Source organism: Paeniglutamicibacter selenitireducens (assembly GCF_051550675.1).
Taxonomy (GTDB): Bacteria; Actinomycetota; Actinomycetes; order Actinomycetales; family Micrococcaceae; genus Paeniglutamicibacter.
In genome coordinates this window covers 388,006-411,795 of record NZ_JBPULF010000001.1, presented here as the reverse complement: position 1 = coordinate 411,795, position 23,790 = coordinate 388,006, and the positions used below count along the sequence as shown (strand labels likewise).

General features: G+C 66.2%; 19 protein-coding genes, 1 tRNA gene and 1 pseudogene. 15 read left to right on the top strand and 6 right to left on the bottom strand.

Annotated features, from left to right (window positions below):
• The first annotated feature begins 537 nt into the window (after positions 1-537).
• Entirely contained in the window at positions 538-3,666 is a 3,129-nt protein-coding gene (locus ACSYDW_RS01880) for an Ig-like domain-containing protein (protein ID WP_438337002.1), read from the top strand.
• Positions 3,667-3,783: 117 nt separating this feature from the next.
• Here the strand turns inward: ACSYDW_RS01880 and ACSYDW_RS01875 are convergent.
• Positions 3,784-3,864, bottom strand: a tRNA-Leu gene (locus ACSYDW_RS01875).
• A 156-nt stretch (positions 3,865-4,020) separates the two neighbouring features.
• Here ACSYDW_RS01875 and ACSYDW_RS01870 point away from each other — a divergent pair.
• Entirely contained in the window at positions 4,021-4,641 is a 621-nt protein-coding gene (locus ACSYDW_RS01870; protein ID WP_438337001.1) for an ANTAR domain-containing response regulator, read from the top strand.
• 161 nt (positions 4,642-4,802) lie between these two features.
• Positions 4,803-5,750 (top strand): aldose 1-epimerase family protein, encoded by a 948-nt coding sequence (locus ACSYDW_RS01865; protein WP_438337000.1) that lies wholly within the window; start codon positions 4,803-4,805, stop codon positions 5,748-5,750.
• A 10-nt stretch (positions 5,751-5,760) separates the two neighbouring features.
• On the opposite strand, the gene ACSYDW_RS01860 is transcribed toward ACSYDW_RS01865, so the two are convergent.
• The gene (locus tag ACSYDW_RS01860; RefSeq protein ID WP_438336999.1) at positions 5,761-6,381 is read right to left on the bottom strand and encodes an L-threonylcarbamoyladenylate synthase; all 621 of its coding nucleotides are present in this window, start codon (positions 6,379-6,381) and stop codon (positions 5,761-5,763) included.
• Between the two features lie 138 nt (positions 6,382-6,519).
• Between ACSYDW_RS01860 and ACSYDW_RS01855 the strand changes: the two genes are divergently transcribed.
• The 5 genes and pseudogenes from ACSYDW_RS01855 (at position 6,520) to ACSYDW_RS01835 (ending at position 11,612) form a co-directional block, all read left to right on the top strand.
• The gene (locus tag ACSYDW_RS01855; protein WP_438336998.1) at positions 6,520-7,899 is read left to right on the top strand and encodes an MFS transporter; all 1,380 of its coding nucleotides are present in this window, start codon (positions 6,520-6,522) and stop codon (positions 7,897-7,899) included.
• Positions 7,899-9,344, top strand: a complete 1,446-nt coding sequence (locus tag ACSYDW_RS01850) for a pyridoxal phosphate-dependent decarboxylase family protein (RefSeq protein ID WP_438336997.1) — start codon at positions 7,899-7,901, stop codon at positions 9,342-9,344. Before ACSYDW_RS01855 ends, ACSYDW_RS01850 begins: the two co-directional genes overlap by 1 nt.
• A gap of 220 nt (positions 9,345-9,564) precedes the next feature.
• A pseudogene (locus ACSYDW_RS01845) lies at positions 9,565-10,774 on the top strand (inorganic phosphate transporter).
• The gene (locus ACSYDW_RS01840) at positions 10,771-11,013 is read left to right on the top strand and encodes a hypothetical protein (RefSeq protein WP_438336996.1); all 243 of its coding nucleotides are present in this window, start codon (positions 10,771-10,773) and stop codon (positions 11,011-11,013) included. The pseudogene ACSYDW_RS01845 and the gene ACSYDW_RS01840 overlap by 4 nt, the downstream one beginning before the upstream one ends.
• 35 nt (positions 11,014-11,048) lie before the next feature.
• The gene (locus ACSYDW_RS01835) at positions 11,049-11,612 is read left to right on the top strand and encodes a dihydrofolate reductase family protein (protein WP_438336995.1); all 564 of its coding nucleotides are present in this window, start codon (positions 11,049-11,051) and stop codon (positions 11,610-11,612) included.
• Positions 11,613-11,621: 9 nt separating this feature from the next.
• On the opposite strand, the gene ACSYDW_RS01830 is transcribed toward ACSYDW_RS01835, so the two are convergent.
• Together ACSYDW_RS01830 and ACSYDW_RS01825 are read right to left on the bottom strand one after the other, a co-directional pair.
• Positions 11,622-12,164, bottom strand: a complete 543-nt coding sequence (locus tag ACSYDW_RS01830) for a P-loop NTPase family protein (protein ID WP_438336994.1) — start codon at positions 12,162-12,164, stop codon at positions 11,622-11,624.
• A 7-nt stretch (positions 12,165-12,171) separates the two neighbouring features.
• Positions 12,172-12,690 carry a hotdog fold thioesterase gene (locus ACSYDW_RS01825; protein WP_438336993.1) on the bottom strand — a complete coding sequence of 173 codons (519 nt, stop codon included), beginning with the start codon at positions 12,688-12,690 and terminating at the stop codon, positions 12,172-12,174.
• Between the two features lie 85 nt (positions 12,691-12,775).
• On the opposite strand from ACSYDW_RS01825, the gene polA reads away from it, so the two are divergent.
• The 6 genes from polA to ACSYDW_RS01795 all read left to right on the top strand — a co-directional run bounded on the left by polA (position 12,776) and on the right by ACSYDW_RS01795 (position 21,218).
• The gene (polA, locus tag ACSYDW_RS01820) at positions 12,776-15,406 is read left to right on the top strand and encodes a DNA polymerase I (protein ID WP_438337318.1); all 2,631 of its coding nucleotides are present in this window, start codon (positions 12,776-12,778) and stop codon (positions 15,404-15,406) included.
• Entirely contained in the window at positions 15,406-16,728 is a 1,323-nt protein-coding gene (locus ACSYDW_RS01815; RefSeq protein WP_438336992.1) for a GNAT family N-acetyltransferase, read from the top strand. Before polA ends, ACSYDW_RS01815 begins: the two co-directional genes overlap by 1 nt.
• A 22-nt stretch (positions 16,729-16,750) precedes the next feature.
• Positions 16,751-18,055, top strand: a complete 1,305-nt coding sequence (locus ACSYDW_RS01810; RefSeq protein WP_438336991.1) for a GNAT family N-acetyltransferase — start codon at positions 16,751-16,753, stop codon at positions 18,053-18,055.
• 4 nt (positions 18,056-18,059) lie between these two features.
• A complete protein-coding gene (locus ACSYDW_RS01805; RefSeq protein ID WP_438336990.1) occupies positions 18,060-19,022 on the top strand; it encodes a polysaccharide deacetylase family protein in 963 nt (320 codons plus the stop codon).
• A 222-nt stretch (positions 19,023-19,244) separates the two neighbouring features.
• Positions 19,245-20,711, top strand: coding sequence for a 30S ribosomal protein S1 (gene rpsA, locus ACSYDW_RS01800; protein WP_387525380.1), 1,467 nt, complete (start codon positions 19,245-19,247; stop codon positions 20,709-20,711).
• Between the two features lie 135 nt (positions 20,712-20,846).
• Positions 20,847-21,218, top strand: coding sequence for a hypothetical protein (locus tag ACSYDW_RS01795; RefSeq protein ID WP_438336989.1), 372 nt, complete (start codon positions 20,847-20,849; stop codon positions 21,216-21,218).
• On the opposite strand, the gene ACSYDW_RS01790 is transcribed toward ACSYDW_RS01795, so the two are convergent.
• On the bottom strand, positions 21,215-21,679 hold the full coding sequence (locus tag ACSYDW_RS01790) for a YbaK/EbsC family protein (protein ID WP_438336988.1): 465 nt from the start codon (positions 21,677-21,679) through the stop codon (positions 21,215-21,217). The genes ACSYDW_RS01795 and ACSYDW_RS01790 overlap by 4 nt on opposite strands.
• 278 nt (positions 21,680-21,957) lie before the next feature.
• Here ACSYDW_RS01790 and ACSYDW_RS01785 point away from each other — a divergent pair, with 278 nt between their 5' ends.
• Positions 21,958-23,142, top strand: a complete 1,185-nt coding sequence (locus ACSYDW_RS01785; RefSeq protein ID WP_438336987.1) for a hypothetical protein — start codon at positions 21,958-21,960, stop codon at positions 23,140-23,142.
• Here ACSYDW_RS01785 and ACSYDW_RS01780 read toward each other — a convergent pair.
• The gene (locus tag ACSYDW_RS01780; RefSeq protein ID WP_438336986.1) at positions 23,139-23,708 is read right to left on the bottom strand and encodes an isochorismatase family protein; all 570 of its coding nucleotides are present in this window, start codon (positions 23,706-23,708) and stop codon (positions 23,139-23,141) included. The genes ACSYDW_RS01785 and ACSYDW_RS01780 overlap by 4 nt on opposite strands.
• Between the last annotated feature and the right edge of the window lie 82 nt (positions 23,709-23,790).

The window sequence follows — 23,790 nt, the reverse complement described above, 5'->3', positions numbered from 1 at the left end:
CACATCCCGGGTCCACGCCGAGCGCTTGGTTTGCGTCCGGGGATTGGTGGAGCGGTTCTGTAGCATCCAGCCATGTCACCGTCGTCAGGGCATGTCCGGGACAAGGTGCGTTCTCGGGGACTTGCTGCCCAACCGGTCCAGCGCTGGGGTCCGTAGGTCGATTGTCCCCACTCGGGCGCGCAACCATCGAGTACCCACAGGTCAACCGAAATATGAAAGTGTGGCCTGTCGATTGATGCACCGGGACGGATAACCCGGCACCGTGGTGGGTGGCGTAGGTGACCCCGGTCGCCCCCATGGGGTCCCGGGCGGCGTTGCTGCGCCGTCCCGATCCCCGGAATGGCCGACCGGGCTTGAAGGGCTGGCCTCGGATGCAGAAATCACGCCTGCCCGGCCCAGATCTTTCCGTGAAGTCTCTTGTTTAGTCCCTACTCGCCGCATAGGCTCCACGCACGAAGCTGGTCAGTAAGGCTGAGAACTTGGGGGACGATCATGCGCGCTCAATCAAAACCTTATCCACGCCGCGTTGGAGCGGTTTTGCTTTCGGCAGTGCTGGTCATTACCGGACTGTCCGCCGGAGTCACCGCCGTTGCGGATGTGGGGACGATCGCCCACAACACGATGCGGACAGGATGGGACAGCAACGAACCCGGGCTCTCACCATCGGCCGTCGCGTCCTCGAACTTCGGCAAATTGTTCTCCACGCCTGTGGACGGCCAGGTGTACGCCCAGCCGCTGGTTGTCGGGTCCACCGTTGTTGCAGCGACCGAAAACAACGCCGTCTACGGGTTGGACAGTGCCAAGGGCGGGGTGAAATGGTCGCGCAAGCTTGGGCCGGCCTGGCCGGCCTCAACAGTGAGCTGCGGGGATCTCACGCCTAATATCGGAATCACCTCCACTCCCGTCTACGACCCCGGGACCAAGTCGGTCTTTATGTTGGCAAAAACGAACGACGGCGCGAGTCCGCAGCTTCCGCACTGGTACATGCATTCCCTGGATGTGGCCACGGGTGCGGAGCGGCCGGGTTTCCCCGTGATGATCCAAGGGGCTCCGACAAACGACCGCAGCCGTCCCTTTAACGCCATGACGGCGATGCAGCGGCCCGGACTGCTGCTTTTGGGCGGAGTCGTCTACGCGGGGTTCGCCAGCCACTGCGACTACGTCCCCTTCGTCGGTTACGTCATCGGAGTCTCGACTGCGGGCAAGCAAACAACGATGTGGGCCACCCAATCGGGCAACAGCAACGCCGAGGGCGGGATCTGGCAGTCCGGCGGTGGATTGGTATCCGACGGACCGGGCCAGATCATCGTCACGACAGGGAACGGAATTTCCCCGAAACGCAGCCCGGGCAAAACACCGCCCGCCACGTTGGCGGAGTCCGTGATCCGGCTCAAGGTCGGGACCGACGGCAACCTCAAGGCCACCGACTTCTTTAGCCCCGCATCCAACGCCAAGTTGGACCAAGACGATGCCGACCTTGGTTCCGGAGCCCCGGTCGCCATTCCGGACGGCTACGGCTCCACGCTGCACCCGCATTTGCTGGTCCAGGTCGGAAAAGACGGGCACGTTTACCTCCTGGACCGGGACAACATGGGCGGCATGGGTCAGGGCCCCGGAGGAACCGACGCCATTCTTGACGCGGCGGGCCCATACAACGGTGTATGGGGGCGACCGGCATTCCTGGGAACCGGCAATGGCGGCTACCTCTATACCGTCGAGAACAGGGGCTTCCTGCGTGCGCTGAAGATAGCCCCGAACAGCGCCGGCGGCGTCAAGCTTGCCTCCGTCGGAACATCCACCGGCACGTTCGGGTACACGTCCGGTGCGCCGACGGTGACGTCCACGGGCAAGGATGGGTCATCCGCCCTGGTCTGGGTGGTCTACGTTTCGGGGCCGACAGGTGCCAAGGCCGAACTGCGGGCCTACCGCGCACTTCCGGACAGTGCCGGGAACCTCAAACAGGTGTTCAGTGCCCCGCTGGGGACAGGCGCAAAATTCTCCTCCGTGGCAACCAACAACGGCCGCGTCTACGTCGGGACCCGGGACGGACATGTGATCGGCTTCGGAGCCCCGACAACCGCGGCCGTGGGGGCGGCCAATACCGATTTGGGACAGGCTGAGGTTGGCGCCACCAAGAGCGGCGTCGTGACGGTCACCGCCTCCCGGCAGATAACGATCAGCTCCATCACCGCGGGTGCTCCGTTCACGCTGGGTCCCTCGATCAAGCTGCCCACGTCGTTGGCCAAGGGGGCAAGCCTTGCTGTACCTGTGACGTTCTCTCCCACGGTGGCCGGACAGGCCGACGGTACCCTGACGGTGACGACGTCCGACGGTGAACGCGTCCTGCTCGGCGTCCGCGGCATTGGCACCAAGGACGGACTGGGCGCGACACCGGACACTTTGCGGTTCATCGACATTCCGACGAACAGCCAAAGCCGGCAGACCGTAAGCATCATCAATACCGGTACAACGGCCGTGACGATCACCAATGTGACACTGCCGACGAACGCCGAACTCACCGTGGACGAGGGTACCGAGCCGGTCGTGGGGCAGAAGATCCAACCCCTCGCCTCGATTCCGGTATCACTGACATTCAGTCCCGCCACCGTGAAATCGATGAATGACTGGCTGGTCGTTGCCAGCGACCGCGGTTCCGTGAGCGTGCCCGTGACCGCTACCTCCATCTCCGGTTCGGCGCACCTGGCAATGCCGGCGTCGCTCGATTTCGGCGACGTCCCGGTGGGGATATCGGTAACCAGGGATTTCAAGATAGAGAACACCGGCAACATCGCGATGACCCTTACCAAGGCGAAAGCCCCGCAGGGAGTGTTCTCAACGAGCACGCCGATCTCCGAGGGCCAGCCGATCCCGCCAGGAGGCTCCGCGTTCCAGAGCGTGACGTTCACCCCGACTGCCTTCGGGCAGGCCGGAAACGCGGACACCTTCTACCTGATCACGGCAAACGACGGCCAGGGCGCGCAGAAGGTGATGCTCACCGGCAAGGGCACAGACGACCCGATTGCTGTGAAGGCGCACAAGACACCCGTGAAGGTGCTTGGCCGCTCGGTGTCCCTGGAGTACAAGGCGGGGGCGGGAAAATGCCAGGACTACGTCCGTGGGATCATCTGCTGGTCGGCGGCAACCGGCGCCCACTATGTAACAGGTGCGATCGCCACGCGATACAAGGCATGGGGCGGGGCGGCCGGCAGCCTCGGATTCCCGACCACCGATGAAAAGAAAGCACCCGACGGAGTGGGCGCATACGCCCATTTCCTCGGCGCGGGAGCCTCTTCGATCTATTGGTCGCCGACGACGAAGGCCCACGTGGTCAAGGGTGCCATCCGGAAAAAGTGGGCCGCTTCGGGGTGGGAGAAGGGTCCGCTTGGCTATCCGACCACCGATGAATCGAAGACCCGGGATGGGAAGGGTCGCTACAACCACTTCGCTGGTTCGGGAGGGGCCTCAATTTACTGGTCCTCGACGACGAAAGCCCACTCGGTCCAGGGCACCATCCGCAAGAAGTGGGCTGCCTTGGGCTGGGAGAGGGGTTCACTTGGCTACCCGACCACCGATGAGCATGCCGTTTCCGTCGGCAGGGAATCCATTTTCCGCGGTGGTCGCCTCGTCTGGAACTCCAAGACGCGAACGGTCACCCGGTACAAGTAGCAGCTCCGGAAACCGGCACGCATTTCCGCACCGAAAGCCGCTGCCTTTAGGAATTGCATTTGCCACAAAAGAAAATGGTCCCGATTCCTTGTGAATCAAGGAATCGGGACCTATCTGTGCCCGAGGTGGGACTCGAACCCACACACCTTTCGATACTGCATTTTGAGTGCAGCGCGTCTACCATTCCGCCACTCGGGCGGGCACATCATTTGGAGCAAGAATTAGCATAATGGATAACTACTATGTTGAGAAATCCCCGCGTCCTTGCGGTTAACCACTGTACATGCAGATAGGCTTAACCACGAAACCGAGTATTGAAGATTCACCCGGTCACACCGGGAATGAAGGAGCACCATGAGCGATCTGCCCGAAGTCACCCGTATCGAGGCCGAACCCAGCAATGGCGCACCACGCCGCGTCGTTGTTGCCGAAGATGAAACCCTGATCCGCCTCGACATCGTCGAGATCCTGCGCGGCGAGGGCTACGACGTGGTCGGAGAGGCAGACAACGGCGAAAAGGCCATCGAACTGGCCCGCGAGCACCAGCCCGACCTGGTTCTCATGGACGTGAAGATGCCCGTCATGGACGGCATCACCGCAGCAGAGACCATCGTCAAGGAACGCATTGCCCCCGTGGTCCTGCTGACCGCCTTCAGTCAGAAGGAACTGGTTGAGCGCGCCCGTGAGGCGGGTGCCATGGCCTACGTGGTCAAGCCGTTCACCCCGGCCGATCTGGTTCCGGCCATCGAGATCGCTATTTCCCGCCATGAGGAAATCAAGGCCCTGGAGAAGGAGGTCGGCGACCTCACCGAGCAGTTCGCCACGCGCAAGCTCGTCGAGCGCGCCAAGAGCCTGCTGACCGAGAAGATGGGCCTGACCGAACCCGAGGCCTTCCGCTGGATCCAGAAGACCTCCATGGACCGTCGCCTGTCCATGCGCGAGGTCGCCGAGACCGTGATCGACCAGGTCAAGTAGCAACACGCAGATCCACCTCTTCCGGGGCCGCGGAAACCGATTTCCCGGTTTTCGCGGCCCCGGACGTGCATCCACGGTCCGCTTCCCGACCCGATGCGGAATTCCCGCCGGTCACCCGCCGAATCCACGAAAGGCCCGCAGTGCCGCAGCAGGTTGCCCCGATGGGGGAGAATTTTGAACTTAACTCCGTGATCGATGGCCGTAGCCAGCGTGCGGTGGTCACGGAAACCGGCGGAACGCTTCGGGCCCTCGCCGTGGACGGAATAGAGCTGGTGCAGGACTACCCCGCGGATACTGCGGCGCCGTTCAGTGCCGGCTGGATCCTCGTTCCCTGGCCCAACCGCGTGGCCGGGGCAACATGGTCCCACGAGGGTGCCACGCACCGGCTCCCGGTGACCGAACCCGGGCGGGGCCACGCCCTCCACGGGCTGCTGTCGGACTCCGCCTATCGCTGTGTCGAACGCACTGCCGCCAGCCTGACCCTCGCCGCGGACCTCCCCGCGCAGGAAGGCTACCCTTTCGAGCTGTCCACCTCGGTGCGCTACGAACTGCACCGTGACGGACTGCGCGTCACGCACCGGATCGAGAACACCGGCCACGACACGGCCCCCGTCGCGCTGGGCACGCACCCGTTCCTCCGCCTTGGCGAGGTGCCCGCCGGGGCCCTCAAGCTCGTGGTCAACGCCGATTCACACGTGGAGCTCGACGGGTTGCTGATCCCCACGGGGAGGACAACCCCCGTGGAGGGCACCTCGAGGGATTTCCGGGCGGGGCGCATCCTGGGTTCGATGGCGCTCGATGACGTGTGGACCGACGTGCGGCGCGACGCCGACGGCGCTTCGGTCCACTACCTCGAGGCCCCGGACGGCAGCCGGGTCGAGATGGACATGGATGCGGCCTTCGGGTACATCCAGGTCTTCACCACCGGCAGTTTCCCGTCCGGCGCCGGCAACACCGGAGCCGTGGCCCTGGAGCCCATGACGGCACCGGCGGATGCCTTCAACAACGGGATGGGGCTGCGCTGGCTGGAGCCGGGGGAGAGCTGGGAAATCGGTTGGGGGATCAGGCACCGCCGTGCCCCGGAAGCCGGGGCACGGAACGCCAACTAGAACGTATGTTCTATTCGAATCGGGAGGGGTCACCCAGTCCGACGCGAGCGATGACGGCCTCGCCGCTTGAGTAGTCGATGACGGTCGTCGGTTCGATACCGCATTCACCCGAGTCGATGACGCCGTCCACCACGTGGTCCAGGGCTTCCTTGATCTCCCAGCCCTGGGTCATCGGCTCGTCCTCGCCCGGCAGCAGCAACGTGCTCGAGAGGATGGGCTCGCCCAGTTCCTCGAGCAGGGCCTGGACCACAGCGTTGTCCGGGATGCGCACGCCAATGGTCTTCTTCTTGGCATTCATCAGGCGGCGCGGGACCTCCTTCGTCGCGGGAAGGATGAAGGTGTAGCTGCCGGGGGTGACAGCCTTGATGTTGCGGAAGACCATGTTGTTGACCTCGACGTACTGGCCCAGCTGGGCGAAATCCCTGCAGACCAGCGTGAAGTGGTGCTTGTCGTCCAGCTGCCGGATCGCACGGATGCGGTCCATCGCCTCCTTGTTGCCGATCTGGGCACCGAGTGCGTAGCAGGAGTCCGTGGGGTAGGCCAGCAATCCTCCATCGCGGAGCAGGTCAACGGCCTGCGCAATGGAACGGGCCTGCGGGTTATCGGGGTGAACATCAAAAAATCGTGCCATTGAACGAGCTTACGGCCGATGGCGCGAATCGCGCACCGGGCAGGGGCGAAAAACTCCGCGGCAGGGGGGTGAAGTCATCTTCGCGAAATTCCATAAACCTCGGTGACCTGCGGTAAAAGGTTGCGTACACTCCAGAGCATGACCACTTCGGAGCGGCAGCTTTCGCGAAAAACCGTGATGACCTACGCGCTGGGTTCCATGGGGACTGGGGGCTTCGCCACGCTCCCGGGGCTGGTGCTCATCTACTACATGACCGACACCCTGGGCATCGCGGCCATCGTCGCTGGACTCCTGGTTGCCCTTGCCAAGGCCTGGGACGTGCTCATCGACCCGGTCATCGGTGCCCGAAGCGACAACGACCTGGCGGCCACGGGTTCCCGTCGTCGTTTCATGCTGGTCGGCGGCATGCTGCTACCCGTCTTCTTCCTCGCGACCTTCGCCGTGCCCCCCGCGCTCGGCCCCCTGCCGTCCGGGATCTGGGTGTTCGTCGCCTTTAGCGCTGCCGCCACGGCATTCAGCCTGTTCCAGGTTCCCTATATTGCGCTGCCCGCGGAGCTGACCACCAGCTACGACCAACGCACGCGGCTGCTCTCCGTCAGGGTCCTCGTGCTCTCCGTGGCCATCCTGCTCTTCGGTGCCGGTGGTCCGGCGCTGCGTTCGCTGGGAGGCGGGAACCCCTGGTGGGGGTACTTCCTCATGGCGCTTGTGGCAGGGGCGCTGATCGGCGGATGCATGGTCCTCGCTGCGCGTGTGGCACCCATCCAGCCCGTGCGCGGCGTGGAGGCAGGATCGGTCTCCCGCGACTACCGCAAGGGGTGGGACGCACTCAGCGGCAGCCAACCTTTCAGGTCGCTGCTGCTGACGTTCGCCCTCCAGGGGCTGGCCACCGGTGGCATGCTCGCCGGCGCCCAATATGTGGCGACGTGGGTGCTTCACGACGAACAGGCGGTGACCTTGATCTTCGTGGCATTGATCGGGCCGGCGCTGCTTGGTGTCCCCGTGTGGCGCCGCGTGGCCAAGCGCCTGGGCAAGGAGCGGGCCTTCGGGCAAGCCAGCCTGCTCTTCTGCGTCGCAGCGCTGGCGCTCACCGGAATGCTCATCGCCCCCGGACCATGGATCTACCTGCCCGTGGCGCTCGCCGGGGCCGGATATGCGGGAATGCAGGCGCTGCCCATGTCGATGCTCCCCGATGTCGTCACCCATGACACGCACACCCGAGGGGAGCGACGGGCCGGGGTGTTCGGCGGGCTGTGGACGGCAGGCGAAAGCGCCGGGATGGCCCTCGGGGCGACGCTCCTCACCGTCGTGCTGTGGGCCAGTGGCTACGTCGAATCCACTGCAGGGGTGGCCGTGGCGCAACCGCCCCTGGCCGTGAACGGCATCATCCTCGGCTTCAGCCTGGTCCCTGCGGCAATCATCGGGCTGAGCCTCCTCGTCTTCCGCAGCTACCCGCTGCGTGAATCGGACATCACGGAAGCCGCGCGGCGTCCGGCAACCAGTACCCCGGAAGGGACGTAATGCTCAAAGACACCGACGCGATCCTTGAACGCCTGAAGGGGCTCCGCGCCGCGGACGCCCCGACGCACGGCGGCCGGGTGCTCTCCTACGTCTACGATTCGGGGCTTCCCGAACTCGACAGGCTGGCGGCCGCAGCCATGGAACTCCTGCAGCCGGTCAACGGGCTGGATCCCACGGCCTTCACCTCGGTCGCCGTCATGGAACGCGAAGTCGTCGACTTTGCCCGCGGGGTCCTTGGCGGGGACGGGCACGTGGTGGGCACCGTGACGAGCGGAGGCACCGAGAGCTGCCTGCTCGCCGTGAAAACCGCCCGGTCCAACTTCCGGGGTCCGGGCATGCCGAGGATCCTTGCCCCTTCCACCGTCCACGCGGCATTCCACAAGGCGGCGCAGTACCTCGGCCTTGGCATCGAGCTGGTCCCCGTGGGCCCCAACGGCCACGTCGAGGCCTCGGCAATGATCGAGCGCATGGGTGCCGACGTCGCCCTGGTCGTGGTTTCGGCGCCGTCCTATCCGTATGCCGCACTGGACCCCGTGGCCGAGGTTGCGGAAGCTGCCCGGGCGCGAGGCATCAACTGCCATGTCGATGCCTGCATCGGAGGCTGGGTGCTTCCGTTCTGGGGCGGGGTGGAACCCTGGGACCTGCGCGTTCCGGGGGTCACCAGCATCGCCGCAGACCTGCACAAGTACGGCTACGCGCCCAAGGGGGTCTCCGTCCTGCTGACCAGGGGGCGGGACCGCCAGCGCTCCCAGTACTTCGCCACGACCAACTGGCCGGGCTACCCGGTCGTCAATTCAACGATGCTCGGATCGAAATCGGCGGCGCCGCTCGCTGCAGCCTGGGCCATCGTCAACGCACTGGGCGTGGAGGGGTTCTCGGCGCTCGCCGGATCCTGTGCGCGATCCACCGACTCGCTGCGTGGGCAGGTCGCCGCCATCGAGGGGTTGAGGGTGTTCGGGGAACCGACGGGACCACTCTTTGCCGTGGCGCAGGACGACGACGTGCCGGCGGGGCGCCGCGTCGATCCGCACCACTGGGCCGACAGCCTGCGGGCGCGCGGGTGGCACGCACAACTCCAGCCCGGTTTCAGGCAGTCTGACGGCAGCCACCTGCCGCGCACCACGCACCTGACCGTCACGCCGGCCACCGAGGCGGTGCTTGCCGGGTTGGGCGGGGCCATGTGCGAAGCCGCGGATGAGGTCAGGGGAGTGGCCGGTGTCGAGGCGCATGCGGCGCTCGCTGCCCTGGGCGCCGAGGCCCTTCCGGAACTGGACTCCGAGGTATCCCGCTCCTTGCTGGCCCGGATCGGGATTTCCGACGCCCGGTCCGGCTTGCCGGAGCAGATGGCGCCGGTGATGGCGCTTGTCGAGGCCCTTCCACAAGCGGTTTCCGAACGCCTGCTCATCGAGTTGATGGCCAGGCTCGTCGAGCCGCCGGTGTCGTGAAGTAGGTCACGCGCGGCGCGGGGCCCGCCCTTGCGCCGCCTAATCACGCGCCAATGCGGCGTTATGTGGTCCTTTCGCGGGAATTGACTAGTTTTCTACAGGCCATATGATGAATTGGCGACTTAGGTGACCGGAACCGAAACATTGGGTTAACAATGCGGCGATTCAAGGTGACCGTTTGCGCCTCGGCCCTCGCCCGTAACCCAAGATTGGTTTCTACATGGATCTGACGCTTATCGTCGTCCTGGTCATAGCACTTGCCTTGTTCTTTGACTTCACCAATGGCTTCCACGACACCGCGAATGCGATGGCTACCCCCCATCGCCACCGGAGCCATCAAGCCCAAAACCGCAGTGGCACTCGCCGCAGTATTGAACCTCGTCGGCGCATTCCTTTCGACCGAGGTCGCCAAGACCATTTCTGGCGGCATCATCAAGGAGGGCGGGGACAACGGCGTGCAAATCACGGCCGCGATGATCTTCGCGGGCCTGATGGGCGCCGTCATCTGGAACATGCTTACCTGGCTGCTCGGACTGCCTTCCAGCTCCTCCCACGCACTCTTCGGCGGCCTGATCGGCGCGGCAATCGTCGGTGCCGGTTTCGGTGCCATCGACTACGGAGTCCTGATGTCCAAGGTCCTGCTGCCCGCACTTGTGGCACCGGTGATCGCCGGCACTTCGGCGTACCTGTGTACGAAGCTTGCCTACGCGGTGACCAAGCGCCAGTCCGGCGTTGCCTCCCCGAAGCGCGGCGGTTTCCGCTACGGCCAGATCTTCTCCTCCTCGCTCGTGGCACTGGCCCACGGCACCAACGATGCGCAGAAGACCATGGGCGTCATCACGCTGACGCTCGTCGCCTCGGGCCTGCAGACCGCAGGCACCGGCCCGCACTTCTGGGTCATCGCCTCCTGTGCACTGGCCATCGCATTGGGCACCTACATGGGCGGCTGGCGCATCATCCGCACCATGGGCTCGGGCCTCACCGACGTCAAGCCCGCACAGGGCTTCGCCGCCGAGACTTCCACCGCCGCAGCCATCCTGGCCTCCTCGCACCTGGGCTTCGCACTGTCCACCACGCAGGTCGCCTCCGGCTCCGTCATCGGTTCCGGCCTGGGGCGCAAGGGCGCCGAGGTCCGCTGGGGCACCGCAGGGCGAATCGCCGTTGGCTGGCTCTTCACGCTTCCGGCAGCAGCCATCATGGGCGCGGCCGCCGCGGCGCTGGTGCACTTCGGAACCGTCGGCCTGGTCGCCGTGGCCGTCCTTGGCCTCGGCGCGCTGCTGCTGATCTGGTTCCTGTCACGCCGTGAAATCGTCGGACACGGCAACGCGATCAGCGATGTCGACGTATCGGGTGCAGCAGTGAACATCCCCTCGAAGAAGGAACGCCGCAAGATGGCGCGCGCCAAGGCAAACCAGGAGAACAAGCCATGAATATCCAGTGGGACGCATTCCTGATCGTAGCCGTCGTCACCTGGGTCTCGGCACTGTTCATTGTCGGTGCCTACTCGCTGGGTGTGCGCATGCTGGCCGTTGCCGAGGACGAAAAGAGCTCGACCGGCCTCGCCAAGGGCACCGCCTACGCATGCTTCGCCGTGTGCGGCGCCGTGGTGATCTTCGGCATCATCCTGATTGTTCCGGCTTTGAGCGAGAACATACTCGGCATTCACTAGCCTCGATGCGGCCGTTCGTGGATAGGATGGGGTGCATGACGCACTTCAGGTACTACGTGGCGGCCTCCGTCGACGGTTACATTGCCGACGAGAACGAGCGCCTTGACTGGCTCATGGAGTTCGACGGCTTCGAAGGCCAACTCGAGGCCTACGAGGCATTCCTCGAGAACATCGGCGCCATTGTCCTGGGGGCCGACACGTACTCGTGGATGCTCCGGGAGATCGACGGCGAATGGCCTTACGCGGGATTGCCGGTGTGGGTGTTCACGCACCGTGAGCTGGCCGCCTTCCCGGGCGCTGACATCACCTTCGTTCGCGGTGAGGTCAACGAGTGGGTCGGGGACATTGCCCGCAGTGCCAACGGCAAGGATGTATGGGTTGTCGGTGGCGGATCCGTTGCCGGGCAATTCGCCGACGCGGGCCTGCTCGATGAACTGCTGCTCTACACGATGCCCGTCGTCCTCGGTGGCGGGCGTCCGCTCATTGCGATGCGCGGCACCGCGAAGCTGCGTTTGGCATCCAGCCGCGAGTTTGCCGGCGGAATCAAGGAAACGCAGTATGCGTTCATCAAGGCCCCCGGCACGGACCACGAGTACTGAGACTTTCCCCTAAAGGTGGCTTGCTTCCACGGAAGCAAGCCACCTTTCTGCGTGGCGGGGCCTGGAGAACCGCAGGACCCGTTCGGGGCCCAACCGCTTCTCCAGCTCACGCATGTGCCGGCGCTTGGCGGAAAAGCTTGTGAAGTGCCAGCGCACGATGGAATCCCTGCCCAGCAAGCGCCCCCAGATTTCGAGGTTCCCGTTGCAGACCTGTTCCCGGGTCGCAACGCGGCGGACGGAGCGAAACAGCAACCGGCGCAGTGAGACCCACCGGGGGTAGTCAAGGCAGAGAACCAACTCGGCGCACGCGGACACCTCGGCCCTGTAGCTTCCGTAGGCCGAGTCGAAGATCCACCGTTCGGCGGCGGCCGTCTCCAAGGCAAGGCGTTTTTGCTCGGCGACGCCGCGGTTCACCCAACCGGGAAGCCAGCCGAATTCCTCGTCGACGTAGTGGACCGGGATGCCCGTGATCCGGCCGAGCTCGCGGGCAAGTGTCGACTTCCCGCTGCCGGTGGCCCCCATGCAGAGAATCCGCTGCGGAACGCCGCCCATCGCCCGGCTACTCCTCGAGCAGCATGTTGGTGATGCGCGAGGTGCAGATGCGCCGCCCCTGCTCGTCAAGGATCACGATCTCGTGGGTCGTCAACGTGCGGCCCAGGTGGATCGGGGTGCAGACGCCGGTGACAAGTCCCGTGACCCCGGCCCGGTGGTGGGTTGCCGAAATGTCCACGCCCACCGGGCGCTTCCTGCCGCCGCCGTGGATGGCCGCAGCGAAGGAGCCGAGCGTCTCGGCAAGCGCCACCGACGCGCCACCGTGCAGGATCCCGGCCACCTGCTGGTTTCCCTCGACGGGCATGGTCCCGCTGGCGAGTTCGGGGGAGAGCTTGGTGAAAACGATGCCCAGCTTCTCCACCAGGGTGCCGACGCCGTGGGAGGCAAGCATCGGCCACATAGCCTCGGGAACCCCGTGGGCCGCCAGCTGCCCGGCGAAGGGGTGTCCGGTATCCGCCGCGACCTCGGCAAAGGTGCCGGACATCTCGGGCTGGACGGCGTTGTGGTGTGTGAAATTATCGCTCATGCCAACTAGGCTGGCAGGTGTGAGCGAATCAACCAAACTTGTGGCAACCGAACCCCAGCGCCTTCTTGTGATCGACGGGCACTCGATGGCCTTCCGCGCCTTCTACGCACTGCCGGCGGAGAACTTCGCGATCGACACCGGACAGCACACCAACGCCGTGCACGGATTCGTGTCGATGCTCCTGACCATGATCCGGCAGCAGAAGCCCACGCACGTCGCAGTGGCCTTCGACCTGGACACCCCAACGTTCCGCTCGCTGGAATACACCGAGTACAAGGGCGGGCGCAACAAGACGCCCGAGGAGTTCCACGGGCAGATCGACCTGATCCAGAAGGTCATGGAAGCCATGAACATCCCCACCATCACCATGGATGGCTACGAGGCCGACGACATCATCGCGACCCTCGCCGCCCGTGGCGAGGCCGCGGGCCTGGACGTGCTCGTGGTCTCCGGCGATCGCGACGCCTTCCAGCTGATCACCGAGAAGACCCTGGTGCTCTACCCCAAGAAGGGGATCTCCGACATCCCGCCGATGGACGGCGACGCCGTCGAGGCCAAGTACTTCGTTCGCCCCGAGCGGTACTCCGACCTTGCCGCGCTCGTGGGCGAAACCGCCGACAACCTTCCCGGTGTCCCGGGCGTCGGCCCGAAGACCGCCGCCAAGTGGATCAACCTCTACGGCGGGCTCGAGGGAATCCTTGAGAACATCGACTCGATCAAGGGCAAGGTCGGCGACTCGCTGCGCGAACACGTCGAGAACGTCACCCGCAACCGCCGCCTGAACCACCTGCTGCGCGACCTGGAGTTGCCGGTTGAACTCGAAGCCATGGAACTCGAGCGCCCCAACCGCGAGGCCGTCGAGGAGCTCTTCGACGCCCTGCAGTTCAACACCCTGCGCAAGCGCCTCTACGACCTCTTCGGCGAGGAGCCGGAGGACGACCGCGAGCACGTGGAGATCGCCGAGCACAGCATGCTCACCTCGGCCGCGGAGATCCGCGACTGGTTCGCCAAGCACGGCGCCCAGCTGCTGGGACTGCACGCCGCCACGGTGCCCGCCGCCGGCGGCCTCGACGTCGTGGGGCTGGCCTTCGCCGCGCCCGACGCCAATGCCTACGCCTCGCTCGAGGAAACCGACGCGGAGACCGAGCAGGCCCTGGCCAAGGTGCTCGCCTCCGCCGACTACACCAAGGCCGTGCACGACTACAAGGGCACCTACAAGCTGTTGCGCAACCGCGGGCTGGAGCTTGCCGGCGTCGTCGACGACACCATGATCACCGCGTACCTCATCCAGCCGGACCGCCGCAGCCACGACCTGCCGGACATCGCCCAGGTGCACCTGAAGATGTCGCTGGAGGCCGCCGAGGCGCCCGCCGACGGCCAGCTGGCCCTGGACCTCGAGGGCCCGGACCTTGCCACCCCCGCGGTGCGCGCCGCCCACGTGGTGCGGGAGCTGTCCCTGCACCTGGCGGGGATGCTCGTCGAGCGCGGGGGAGATGCCCTGCTGAAGGAACTCGAGATGCCGCTCTCGCACGTGCTGGCGCAGATGGAAATGGCGGGCATCGCCATCGACACCGCAAAGCTCGACGAGCTGTACTCCGACTTCACGATGACCATCGACCTGGCCACCGCGGAGGCCTTCGCGGCGATCGGCCACGAGGTCAACCTCTCAAGCCCCAAGCAGCTGCAGGTGGTCCTGTTCGAGGAACTCGACCTGCCCAAGACCAAGAAGATCAAGACCGGCTACACCACCGACGCCGAGTCGCTCCAGGACCTGCTGGTCAAGACCGGGCACCCGTTCCTCGTCGCACTGATGGCCTACCGCGACGCCACCAAGCTGCGCCAGACCGTCGAGGGCCTGCGCAAGGCCGTGGCCTCCGACGGGCGCATCCACACCACCTACGCGCAGACCGTCGCCGCCACCGGACGCCTGTCCTCGCTGAACCCGAACCTGCAGAACATCCCGGTCCGCTCCGAGGAGGGCCGGCGCATCCGCGAGGTGTTCGTCGTCGGCGAGGGCTACGAAACCCTGCTGACCGCCGACTACTCGCAGATCGAAATGCGCATCATGGCGCACCTCTCCGGCGACGAGGGCCTGATCCAGGCCTACCAGGAGGGCGAGGACCTGCACCGCTTCGTCGGCTCCCACGTCTTCGACGTGGAACCGGAGGAGGTCACTTCCGAGATGCGCTCCAAGGTCAAGGCCATGAGCTACGGCCTGGCGTACGGGCTGAGCTCGTTCGGGCTCTCCAAGCAGCTGAAGATCTCCGTCGACGAGGCCCGCACCCTCATGAAGGACTACTTCTCCCGCTTCGGCGCGGTGCGCGACTATCTGCGCGCCGTGGTGGACCAGGCCCGCAAGGACGGCTACACGGAGACCATCTTCGGCCGCCGGCGCTACCTGCCGGAGCTGGCCAGCGACAACCGCCAGCTGCGCGACATCGCCGAGCGCGCCGCGCTGAACGCTCCGATCCAGGGCTCCGCCGCGGACATCATCAAGCGCGCCATGCTCGGGGTGCAGGAGGGCCTCCAGGAGGCCGGACTGAAGTCCCGCATGCTGCTGCAGGTCCATGACGAACTCGTGCTCGAGGTCGCCCCCGGGGAACTGGAGGCCGTCGAGGCGCTGGTGCGCGAGCGGATGGGAGCCGCAGCCGAGCTGAAGGTGCCGCTGGATGTCCACGTCGGCATCGGCAAGTCCTGGCAGGACGCGGGTCACTGATGCTTGACGGGCACCTGCGCATCGAGAACGTGTCCCTGGCCCGGCGCGAGGACGGCACCGCCGGCCGCGGCTACGAGGCCTGGCTGAACAGCGCCTGGGAGGGCTTCTACCGCAAGCCGGCCACGGCCGAGCAGCTGGAGGAGATGATCCGGTCCCACACGCTTGACGCGCGGGTGCTCACGGGGGTCTACGACGATTCGCGTCCCTCGGCGCTTGCCGACCCGCTGGTGCCCGTGGCGACCTTCGCCTCGTTCGACAAGACGCTGAACGTGGGCGCGGCGCCGGTCCCCGCGCACCTTGTCACCCTTGTCACGGTGCGCCCCAGCCACCGCCGCCGCGGCATCCTGCGCGAGCTGATGACCGCCGACCTGGCCCGGGCTAAGCGGGCGGGATTCCCGCTGGCCGCGCTGACGGCCACCGAGGCGACGATCTACGGGCGCTTCGGCTTCGGCCGGGCCACCGAGCAGCAGACCCTGAACGTGGACGTGCGCGGCGATGTGCGCTTCCACGCCGAACCCGCCGGCTCCGTCCTCCAGGTCGCGCCGGCCAAGCTCGAGGAGTTCGCCGGGCCGCTCTTCGAGCGTTTCCATCAGGGCCAGCGCGGATCCGTGGGGCGCCAGGACGCCTACCTCCGCCACGCGACGGGCCGGTGGGGCTCGGAGGGGCCGGAGGCCGACCCCAAGACGCGTGCCGCGCTGTACCTCGACGAGGCCGGCGAGGTCCGGGGCTTCGCGACCTACGCCTTCGCCGGGTGGGACGCCAAGCCCGTCACGTTGAACGTGCTGGACCTTGTGGCAACGACCCCCGTCGCCCGCCGCGAACTCTTCCGCTTCCTCTTCGCCCACGACCTCGTGGAGCGCGTGAGCTACCCGTTCGCCGCGGCGAACGACCCGCTCGGCTGGGCGCTGGAGGACCCGGCCCGGCTCTCCTACACGGACCGCGAACACGGCCTGTGGGTGCGCGTGCTCGACGTCCCGGCGGCGTTCGCCGCACGCGAGTACCGCGGCGACGGCAGCTTCACCCTGCAGGTCCGGGACGCGCTGGACCTGGCCGCCGGGACCTACGGCTTCCAGGTGGCGGACGGCCGCGCGGCCGTCACCCGCCTGACCGACGACGCACCGGCCACGCTGTCCTGCGACGCCGCGACGCTGGGCCCGCTGCTGCTCGGTGCCGCGGGCGTTGCGGACCTGCATGCCGCGGGACTGCTGCGTACCGCCGGGGATGGGCCCGGGCACGGCGCCGGGGATGGGCCCGCGGACATCGAACGGCTCGGCCGCCTGCTGGATGTGCCCGGGCTACCCCACGCCATCAACGGATTCTGAGACAAGGGAGCACCCGCAGGCCATGAGCGAGACAGTGAAGAACACGCTGCGCATCGAGCGCTTCGCACCGGAAATCGTCGACGGCGTGCCCACCGGGCGAACCGACGCGTTCAACCTGGCCACCAGCCGCGGGTTCCACGACGGCCCGCCGGAGGCCGAGGCGCTGAGGACCCTCGCGGAGATCGCCGTCGCCGACGGCCTGGCCTTCACCGCCGTGCATGACGACGCCGAGGCCGCCCCGTCCATCCACGCCGAACAGCCCGTCGCCACCTACGCGGCGTACCCCGGCACGCTCAACGTGGGCGGTGCCGAACCCGTGCCGGTGCACCAGATCACCTCGGTGACCGTCAGCCCGACGCACCGCCGCCGCGGCATCCTGCGCACCGTGATCACCCAGGACCTGCTCCGCGCCAGGGACGCCGGAATGCCGCTTGCCGCCCTGACCGCCTCGGAGGCGACAATCTACGGGCGCTTCGGCTTCGGCCGTGCCACCGAGCGCGTGCGCTTCGCCTTGACGGTCGACGACCGCGGTGCGCAGTTGCGCGCCCCGGCCACCGGCAGCATCGTCGAGCTCGCCCCGGCGGACCTGAAGGACCACGCCGCCGCCATCTTCGAGGCGGCCCACGCCAAGACGCTCGGCTCGGTGCGGCACAACCACTTCGACCTCGGCTTCGCCGAGGGCCGGTGGGACGACTACGAGTCGCTCAAGCCGGTCAAGAACCTGCGTGCCGCCCTGCACCTTGACGCCCAGGGTACCCCCGACGGATTCGTGACCTACCTGTTCAATGGCTGGAAGAACGAGACGCACACCCTGGAGATCCAGCAGCTGTGTGCCGCCTCAGGTGCCGCCCGCCGGGAACTCGTGGCACACCTCGGCGCCCACGACTTGATCGAGAAGGTCACGGGGCGCGGCCCCGTCGACGACGTGTTGCCGACGGCGCTTGCCGACTCGCGTTCCTACAAGGTCACGGCGCTGGGTGATCACCTCTGGCTACGCATCCTTGACCTCCCCGCGGCGCTCGGTGCCCGCACCTACACCGCCGACGGCAGCATCCGCCTCGAGGTGCGCGACGACCTCGGCCTTGCCGGCGGCACCTGGGAACTGGCCGTGGACGGGGGCGTGCCCGCGGTGCGCCGGGCCCCGGCGGACAGTGCGGCGGACGCGAACCTCGACGTGCGCGACCTCGCCTCGCTCTACCTCGGCGCCACCAGCGCCACGCGGCTTCACGAGGCCGGCGTCCTCGCGGTGCACACACCCGGCGCACTGCCGACGCTCGACGCGCTCTTCGCCACGGCCACCGTTCCCTATTGCCAGGCGGACTTCTAGAAACATGCACGTTCCATCTCCGGCCCCGTCCCTCCCGGGACGCAGGGCCTTCCTCGGCGCGGCCCTCGGCCTCGGCGCCGCGGCACTGAGTTCCTGCGTGGCCGACCCGGGTTCGCCACGCTCACCGCTCGAGCAGGCCGCCGGCGCGGCTACGGGCAACCCGGTGCCCGACCCGAGCCCTACCTCGGCCCCCACACCGACGGCCGCGCCGAATGCCGTGCCATCCGCCTCGCCGGGCGCTGCCACGGTGCCGACCCGCCAGCAGGTGGTCGCCGGATTCTCCGGCAAGCCCGCCGGCGCCTTCGGGCTCGAGGTGAAGGGCATTGCGCTGCAGCTGCCGGCCCGGGCCCGCGGCGCGGCACTGACCTTCGACGCCTGCGGGGGACCGCACGGGGAAGGCTACGACGCGACGCTCGTCAAGGCGCTGCGGAAGCACAACGCCCCGGCCACACTGTTCGTCAACCGCCGCTGGGCCAAGGCCAACCACTCCCTGATGCTGGACCTTGTCGCGGACCCGCTCTTCGAGATCGCCAACCACGGCACCTCGCACGCGCCGCTGGCCAGCCGGGGACAGGCCGCCTACGGGATTCCCGGCACCGCGTCCATCGCCCAGGCCTACGAGGAAGTCATGGGCAACCAGCGCTACCTGGCCGAGGTCTTCGGCGTCGAGGCCGGCTTCTTCCGCTCCGGGACCGCCCACATGGATGAACTGTGTACGCGCATGACGCGTGAGCTTGGACTCATTCCGATGAACTTCACCGTGAACCTCGATGCCGGAGCCACCTTCCCGGCGGCCACCGTTGCCGCGCAAACCGCCCTGCTGGGCCGGCGGGATGTCGGCATCGCGCATTTCAACCGTCCGAACTCGGGCACCGGGGCCGGAGTGGCGCGGGCGCTGCCGGGGCTGCTTGACGCCCTTGGATCCAGGGGTTTGCGCCTGCTCACGCTCTCCGACGCCTTCGCCTGAGGGCCGCGCACCGCACCTCGCATCGGTCGCCCCGGGAGAGGCGGATTCGGGCACCCCGGCTTGACAAGAGGGGCGGTTGACGTTTTGACCCGGCAGGGGGTGGGGGAATAGACTGGGTACGCGTGTTTCGGCCCTGCCGTGCCCGCAAATGCTTAATTCGGAACATGCCGGGACTTCCGGCTGACCGACCAACAAGACTATCCACATCGGAGTCCCTACTACATGACCATCACCTCCAACGAGAAGACCAGTGCTCCAGTCGTTGCAATCAACGACATCGGCTCTGCTGAAGACTTCCTCGCTGCCGTCGACGCCACCATCAAGTACTTCAACGATGGCGACCTCGTCGAAGGCATCGTCGTCAAGGTTGACCGCGACGAAGTTCTGCTCGACATCGGTTACAAGACCGAAGGTGTCATCCCTTCCCGCGAACTTTCCATCAAGCACGATGTTGACCCGGGCGACGTTGTCGCAGTCGGCGACAACGTCGAGGCCCTCGTCCTCACCAAGGAGGACAAGGAAGGTCGTCTGATCCTGTCCAAGAAGCGTGCTCAGTACGAGCGTGCCTGGGGCGACATCGAGAAGATCAAGGAAGAAGACGGCGTCGTTACCGGCACCGTCATCGAGGTGGTCAAGGGCGGCCTTATCCTCGACATCGGCCTGCGCGGCTTCCTGCCGGCATCGCTCGTCGAAATGCGCCGTGTGCGCGATCTGGCTCCGTACATCGGCCAGGAAATCGAAGCCAAGATCATCGAGCTGGACAAGAACCGCAACAACGTTGTTCTGTCCCGCCGTGCATGGCTCGAGCAGACCCAGTCCGAGGTTCGCTCCACCTTCCTCAACAAGCTGGAAAAGGGCCAGGTTCGTCCGGGCGTCGTTTCCTCCATCGTCAACTTCGGTGCATTCGTGGACCTTGGCGGCGTAGACGGTCTCGTCCACGTTTCCGAGCTGTCCTGGAAGCACATCGACCACCCGTCCGAGGTTGTCGAAGTTGGCCAGGAAGTCACCGTCGAGGTTCTCGAGGTCGACCTGGACCGCGAGCGTGTTTCGCTCTCGCTCAAGGCCACCCAGGAAGATCCGTGGCAGACCTTCGCCCGCACCCACGCCCTCGGCCAGGTTGTTCCGGGTAAGGTCACCAAGCTTGTTCCGTTCGGTGCATTCGTTCGCGTCGAAGACGGAATCGAAGGCCTCGTGCACATCTCCGAGCTGGCCGTGCGCCACGTGGAGCTGGCAGAGCAGGTTGTCTCCGTTGGCGACGAACTGTTCGTCAAGGTCATCGACATCGATCTCGAGCGTCGCCGCATCTCGCTGTCCCTCAAGCAGGCCAACGAGGGCGTCGATCCGGAAGGTGCCGAATTCGATCCGGCTCTCTACGGCATGGCCGCAGAGTACGACGAAGAGGGCAACTACAAGTACCCGGAGGGCTTCGACCCGGAGTCCAACGAGTGGCTCGAAGGCTTCGAGACCCAGCGTGCAGCTTGGGAGCAGCAGTACGCTGACGCCCAGACCCGTTGGGAAGCCCACAAGAAGCAGGTTGCACAGCACCTCGCCGACGATGCAGCTGCCGAAGCCGCACCGGCCGAGTCCGCTGCAACCTCCTACTCCTCGGAAGCTCCGGCTCCCGAGGCAGGCACCCTGGCATCCGACGAAGCCCTCGCCGCACTGCGCGAGAAGCTCACCGGAGCCTAAGCCTTCCTCCGCTTGTGAATCGTTGATTCACTCGAGGTAGCTTGAACGAAGGTCCCCTCCACCGTTGGTGGAGGGGACCTTCGTCGTTAAGCGGCCGGTTCGGGAAATCAGGCGCCTCCGGGCTAGCCTCGAACCATGGATACTTCAGCATGGATAGCCGTCACCCGGGAAGACGGGGAAACGGTTGGGTACCTCGAGCCGGTGACCCCCGACTACGGCGTCGTGCAGCCGCGCTCCGTCCTGGGGCATGTCGCCGGCGAACCGTGCGACTACGTTGACGGCGAAGAACGCCTGTGCGAACAGGGAATCGCCGAACTGATGCAGCCATGGGTGCTTGAGGGCGGGCGCGGTGCATTCTCCGGCCCGTTGGCGATCCTGGAGGTCTCACCGCATGGAATCGTTGTCGCCGACGCGCTGCTGCTGAAGGCGCTGGCTCCCACCGAGAAGACGACGCTGGCTTGGCCCGACGTCGAGCACCGCCTTGAACCTTCGGTTTCGGGTTCTTAGCGGACTTTCAGTTCGGTTCCACCGGTGAGCTTGAGAAGTTCCGCGTAGCTGAGGGGCATGAGTGAATCGGCGGTTCCCGCGGCAACCCAGAGTTCGTCGAAGTCCCGCAGGGAGGTGTCTATGACGGTGCGCAGGGGAGCGGGATGCCCCGCCGGTGCCACACCGCCGATGACCTGGCCCGTCGCCTGCTTCACAAAGTCGGGTGTTGCCCGTTTCAGTTGCCGTCCGCCCAAGGCCTGCGAGACCAGTGCGGTGTCCACCCGGCCCGCGCCGCTGGACATGATCAGCAGCGCCTCGCCCCCGCAGTCGAAGACCAGTGAATTGGCAATGGCCGCCACGTCGCAGCCCAGGTAACTGGCCGCCGCGGCGGCGGTGTGGGTGTGCTCGTCGAGCAGCCGGATCTTACGGGAAATGCCCGCCCGTTCGAGGTCGGCAACGAATCTTTGGTGTTTCGGGTTCATCGACAATGGTGCCTCCCTGTTGCTCTCTGGGCGTTTTGGCCACCCTAGCGAATTCGGTCCGGGGGCGCGAGCAGTGGCAAGATCGGTGGGTGACAAATTCACGTACCGTCCGGTTGATGAAGCCCAGCGCAGCCCAGTGGAATGCCCAGCCCAGGATGTTCCCGAACTCCGTGTTGCGTGGAGCCCTGCTCCTGGGCTTTGGAGGGTTCCTGGTTTCAAAGGCCATTGCTTCGCTGTCGGAAGATGCCTCGGCGGATAGTACGACGTGGGCCGCGTCAGTGGAGCCGTCGGGCTTCATGCCGGATACGTCGATCACGCTCATGCTGCTTGTGCTGATACCCGTCTTGATTGTGCCGCGGCCGGGAATCTGGGTGGCGTTTCTTGCCGTCCAGGTCGACAACATTGTCGCGACAAGCCTGGGGCTTGAACCACGCTGGTGGTTCTGGGCCAGCTCGGCGGTCATCGGAGCGGCAGGATTGATCGACATGACGATGGGCATGCGGCAGTTCATGGCGCTGCGAAAATTGCGGCACGTCCTGGATCAAGGGGCGTCTGACGTCCTCCCACTCACCGAGGAACAGGCTACGTGGGGGCGGGAAGATACACAGAGTGGTCGCGGGGCATTCGTGTTCCTTGCGTGCACGGCGTTGGCCGCCTACCTCGCCTTTTCCTGGTTCCTCCACGAATCCCGAACCAGCGGGCCCGAGGCGTATCCGGAACCGTTTGATCCGTTCCTGCTGGCGGTGGCCCTGGCGGCTGCACTGTGGGCCGGGGTTCTTCCGTTGCGGTTTGGGTGGCGGAGGTTGCGTGCCTCGTTGATCGGTCCGGTGCTGTGGATCCTGCCGACGCCCGATGGCGGACCGCTATCGGTGGCGGGCATGGACTGGCTGGATGCCGGGGGACTTCCCGAAGCGGAGCAACAGCGCGAAGGCTGCAGTTGTGCGGAGGATTCGGCATTCACGGAAGAGCATTCCGGTGCCGAAACCATGGACGAGGTCTCCGTCGACCGTCATGGCGCGGTGCATGGCGTCGACGTGGTCAACGCCATGGGCACGGCGGAATTTGCAGCCGCCGCCCGCACGGCATCCTGGGTCTGGAGTCCCTTGTCCGGGCTTCCGGTCACCGCCATGGGCAGACCCATCGGTGTGTTGGGCTACGCGGGTCCGGGGTTGCCCGGGCGCGCCGGACTGGTAGAGGAAAACGGTTTCCTTGCCGTTGAAAGGTGGCGCGGAGAGCCCGCGGAAAACCACCTAGGCCGGGGCAGGAGCGGTGCCACCCGGACATCCGAAAGCGATGGCGAGGCGGCCCGGAAACCGGCACCCATGGCCGGGCGCATTGACGAACTGGACTTGCGGCCGTTCGGGATCGATGGGTTTGCCTGTCGATACAAGCACGGGCACCCGATCTTTGTCCCTGTGGATCAGCGCGGCAACAAAACAAGTCCCAACTCCGGCCAGCCCTAGTCGTTCGATGGCACCGGGTGGAAGACGACCTCGTCGGCGCGCAGCAGCGAGATGGCCTGCTGGGGATACTCGAGCCCGGAGAAGTAGGCGTTGGTGTGGGCGATGACCTGGTCCCCGGTCAGGCTCTGGCCCTCGAAGGTTGCGGCACCCGTGGTGTGGGCATCGCGCACGAGCGTTACGTCGAAGCCCATGGCCGCGGCGCGTTGGGCCGCCGTGCGCACGCAGTAGTCGGACTGGGCGCCGCAGATCACCACGTGCCCGACGCCCTGGGCGTTCAGCGCCGCATGCAGCCCGGTCCCGGCGAAGGCGTCGCGGTAGGTCTTGAAGACATGGTGTTCGCCGTCGCGGGGTTCCAGCGGGGCGACGATCCGCCAGGCGGTGGAATGCCGGGCGAAGTCCTGTTCGTCCTGGACCCAGAAGATCGGGGTCCCGGTGTCGCGCGCCCGGGTGACCATCTCCTGGATGCGTGATGTCACCTTCTTCGGGTGCACGCAGTGTTCGACGACCCCGTTTTGCATGTCCACGACGATCAGGGCCTTGTTGGGTACCTCGGTGCGCTCATCCATTCCAGCAGTATTGCACCTCGGGGGCCGCTGCCGGTTGAAGCGCGCCAGTGTGGGCCCCGCCGCGCTGTTCCGTGGAGGAACG

What these genes read in the sequence shown, in the direction of transcription:
- ACSYDW_RS01805 (WP_438336990.1), top strand. Translation starts at nt 18,060, where the DNA reads ATGCACGTTCCATCTCCGGCCCCGTCCCTCCCGGGACGCAGGGCCTTC.
- ACSYDW_RS01790 (WP_438336988.1), bottom strand. Translation starts at nt 21,679, where the DNA reads ATGAACCCGAAACACCAAAGATTCGTTGCCGACCTCGAACGGGCGGGC.
- ACSYDW_RS01860 (WP_438336999.1), bottom strand. Translation starts at nt 6,381, where the DNA reads ATGGCACGATTTTTTGATGTTCACCCCGATAACCCGCAGGCCCGTTCC.
- ACSYDW_RS01840 (WP_438336996.1), top strand. Translation starts at nt 10,771, where the DNA reads ATGAATATCCAGTGGGACGCATTCCTGATCGTAGCCGTCGTCACCTGG.
- ACSYDW_RS01830 (WP_438336994.1), bottom strand. Translation starts at nt 12,164, where the DNA reads ATGGGCGGCGTTCCGCAGCGGATTCTCTGCATGGGGGCCACCGGCAGC.
- ACSYDW_RS01810 (WP_438336991.1), top strand. Translation starts at nt 16,751, where the DNA reads ATGAGCGAGACAGTGAAGAACACGCTGCGCATCGAGCGCTTCGCACCG.
- ACSYDW_RS01850 (WP_438336997.1), top strand. Translation starts at nt 7,899, where the DNA reads ATGCTCAAAGACACCGACGCGATCCTTGAACGCCTGAAGGGGCTCCGC.
- ACSYDW_RS01825 (WP_438336993.1), bottom strand. Translation starts at nt 12,690, where the DNA reads ATGAGCGATAATTTCACACACCACAACGCCGTCCAGCCCGAGATGTCC.
- ACSYDW_RS01795 (WP_438336989.1), top strand. Translation starts at nt 20,847, where the DNA reads ATGGATACTTCAGCATGGATAGCCGTCACCCGGGAAGACGGGGAAACG.
- ACSYDW_RS01865 (WP_438337000.1), top strand. Translation starts at nt 4,803, where the DNA reads ATGGGGGAGAATTTTGAACTTAACTCCGTGATCGATGGCCGTAGCCAG.
- ACSYDW_RS01815 (WP_438336992.1), top strand. Translation starts at nt 15,406, where the DNA reads ATGCTTGACGGGCACCTGCGCATCGAGAACGTGTCCCTGGCCCGGCGC.
- ACSYDW_RS01835 (WP_438336995.1), top strand. Translation starts at nt 11,049, where the DNA reads ATGACGCACTTCAGGTACTACGTGGCGGCCTCCGTCGACGGTTACATT.
- ACSYDW_RS01855 (WP_438336998.1), top strand. Translation starts at nt 6,520, where the DNA reads ATGACCACTTCGGAGCGGCAGCTTTCGCGAAAAACCGTGATGACCTAC.
- rpsA (WP_387525380.1), top strand. Translation starts at nt 19,245, where the DNA reads ATGACCATCACCTCCAACGAGAAGACCAGTGCTCCAGTCGTTGCAATC.
- ACSYDW_RS01870 (WP_438337001.1), top strand. Translation starts at nt 4,021, where the DNA reads ATGAGCGATCTGCCCGAAGTCACCCGTATCGAGGCCGAACCCAGCAAT.
- ACSYDW_RS01780 (WP_438336986.1), bottom strand. Translation starts at nt 23,708, where the DNA reads ATGGATGAGCGCACCGAGGTACCCAACAAGGCCCTGATCGTCGTGGAC.
- polA (WP_438337318.1), top strand. Translation starts at nt 12,776, where the DNA reads ATGGCCTTCCGCGCCTTCTACGCACTGCCGGCGGAGAACTTCGCGATC.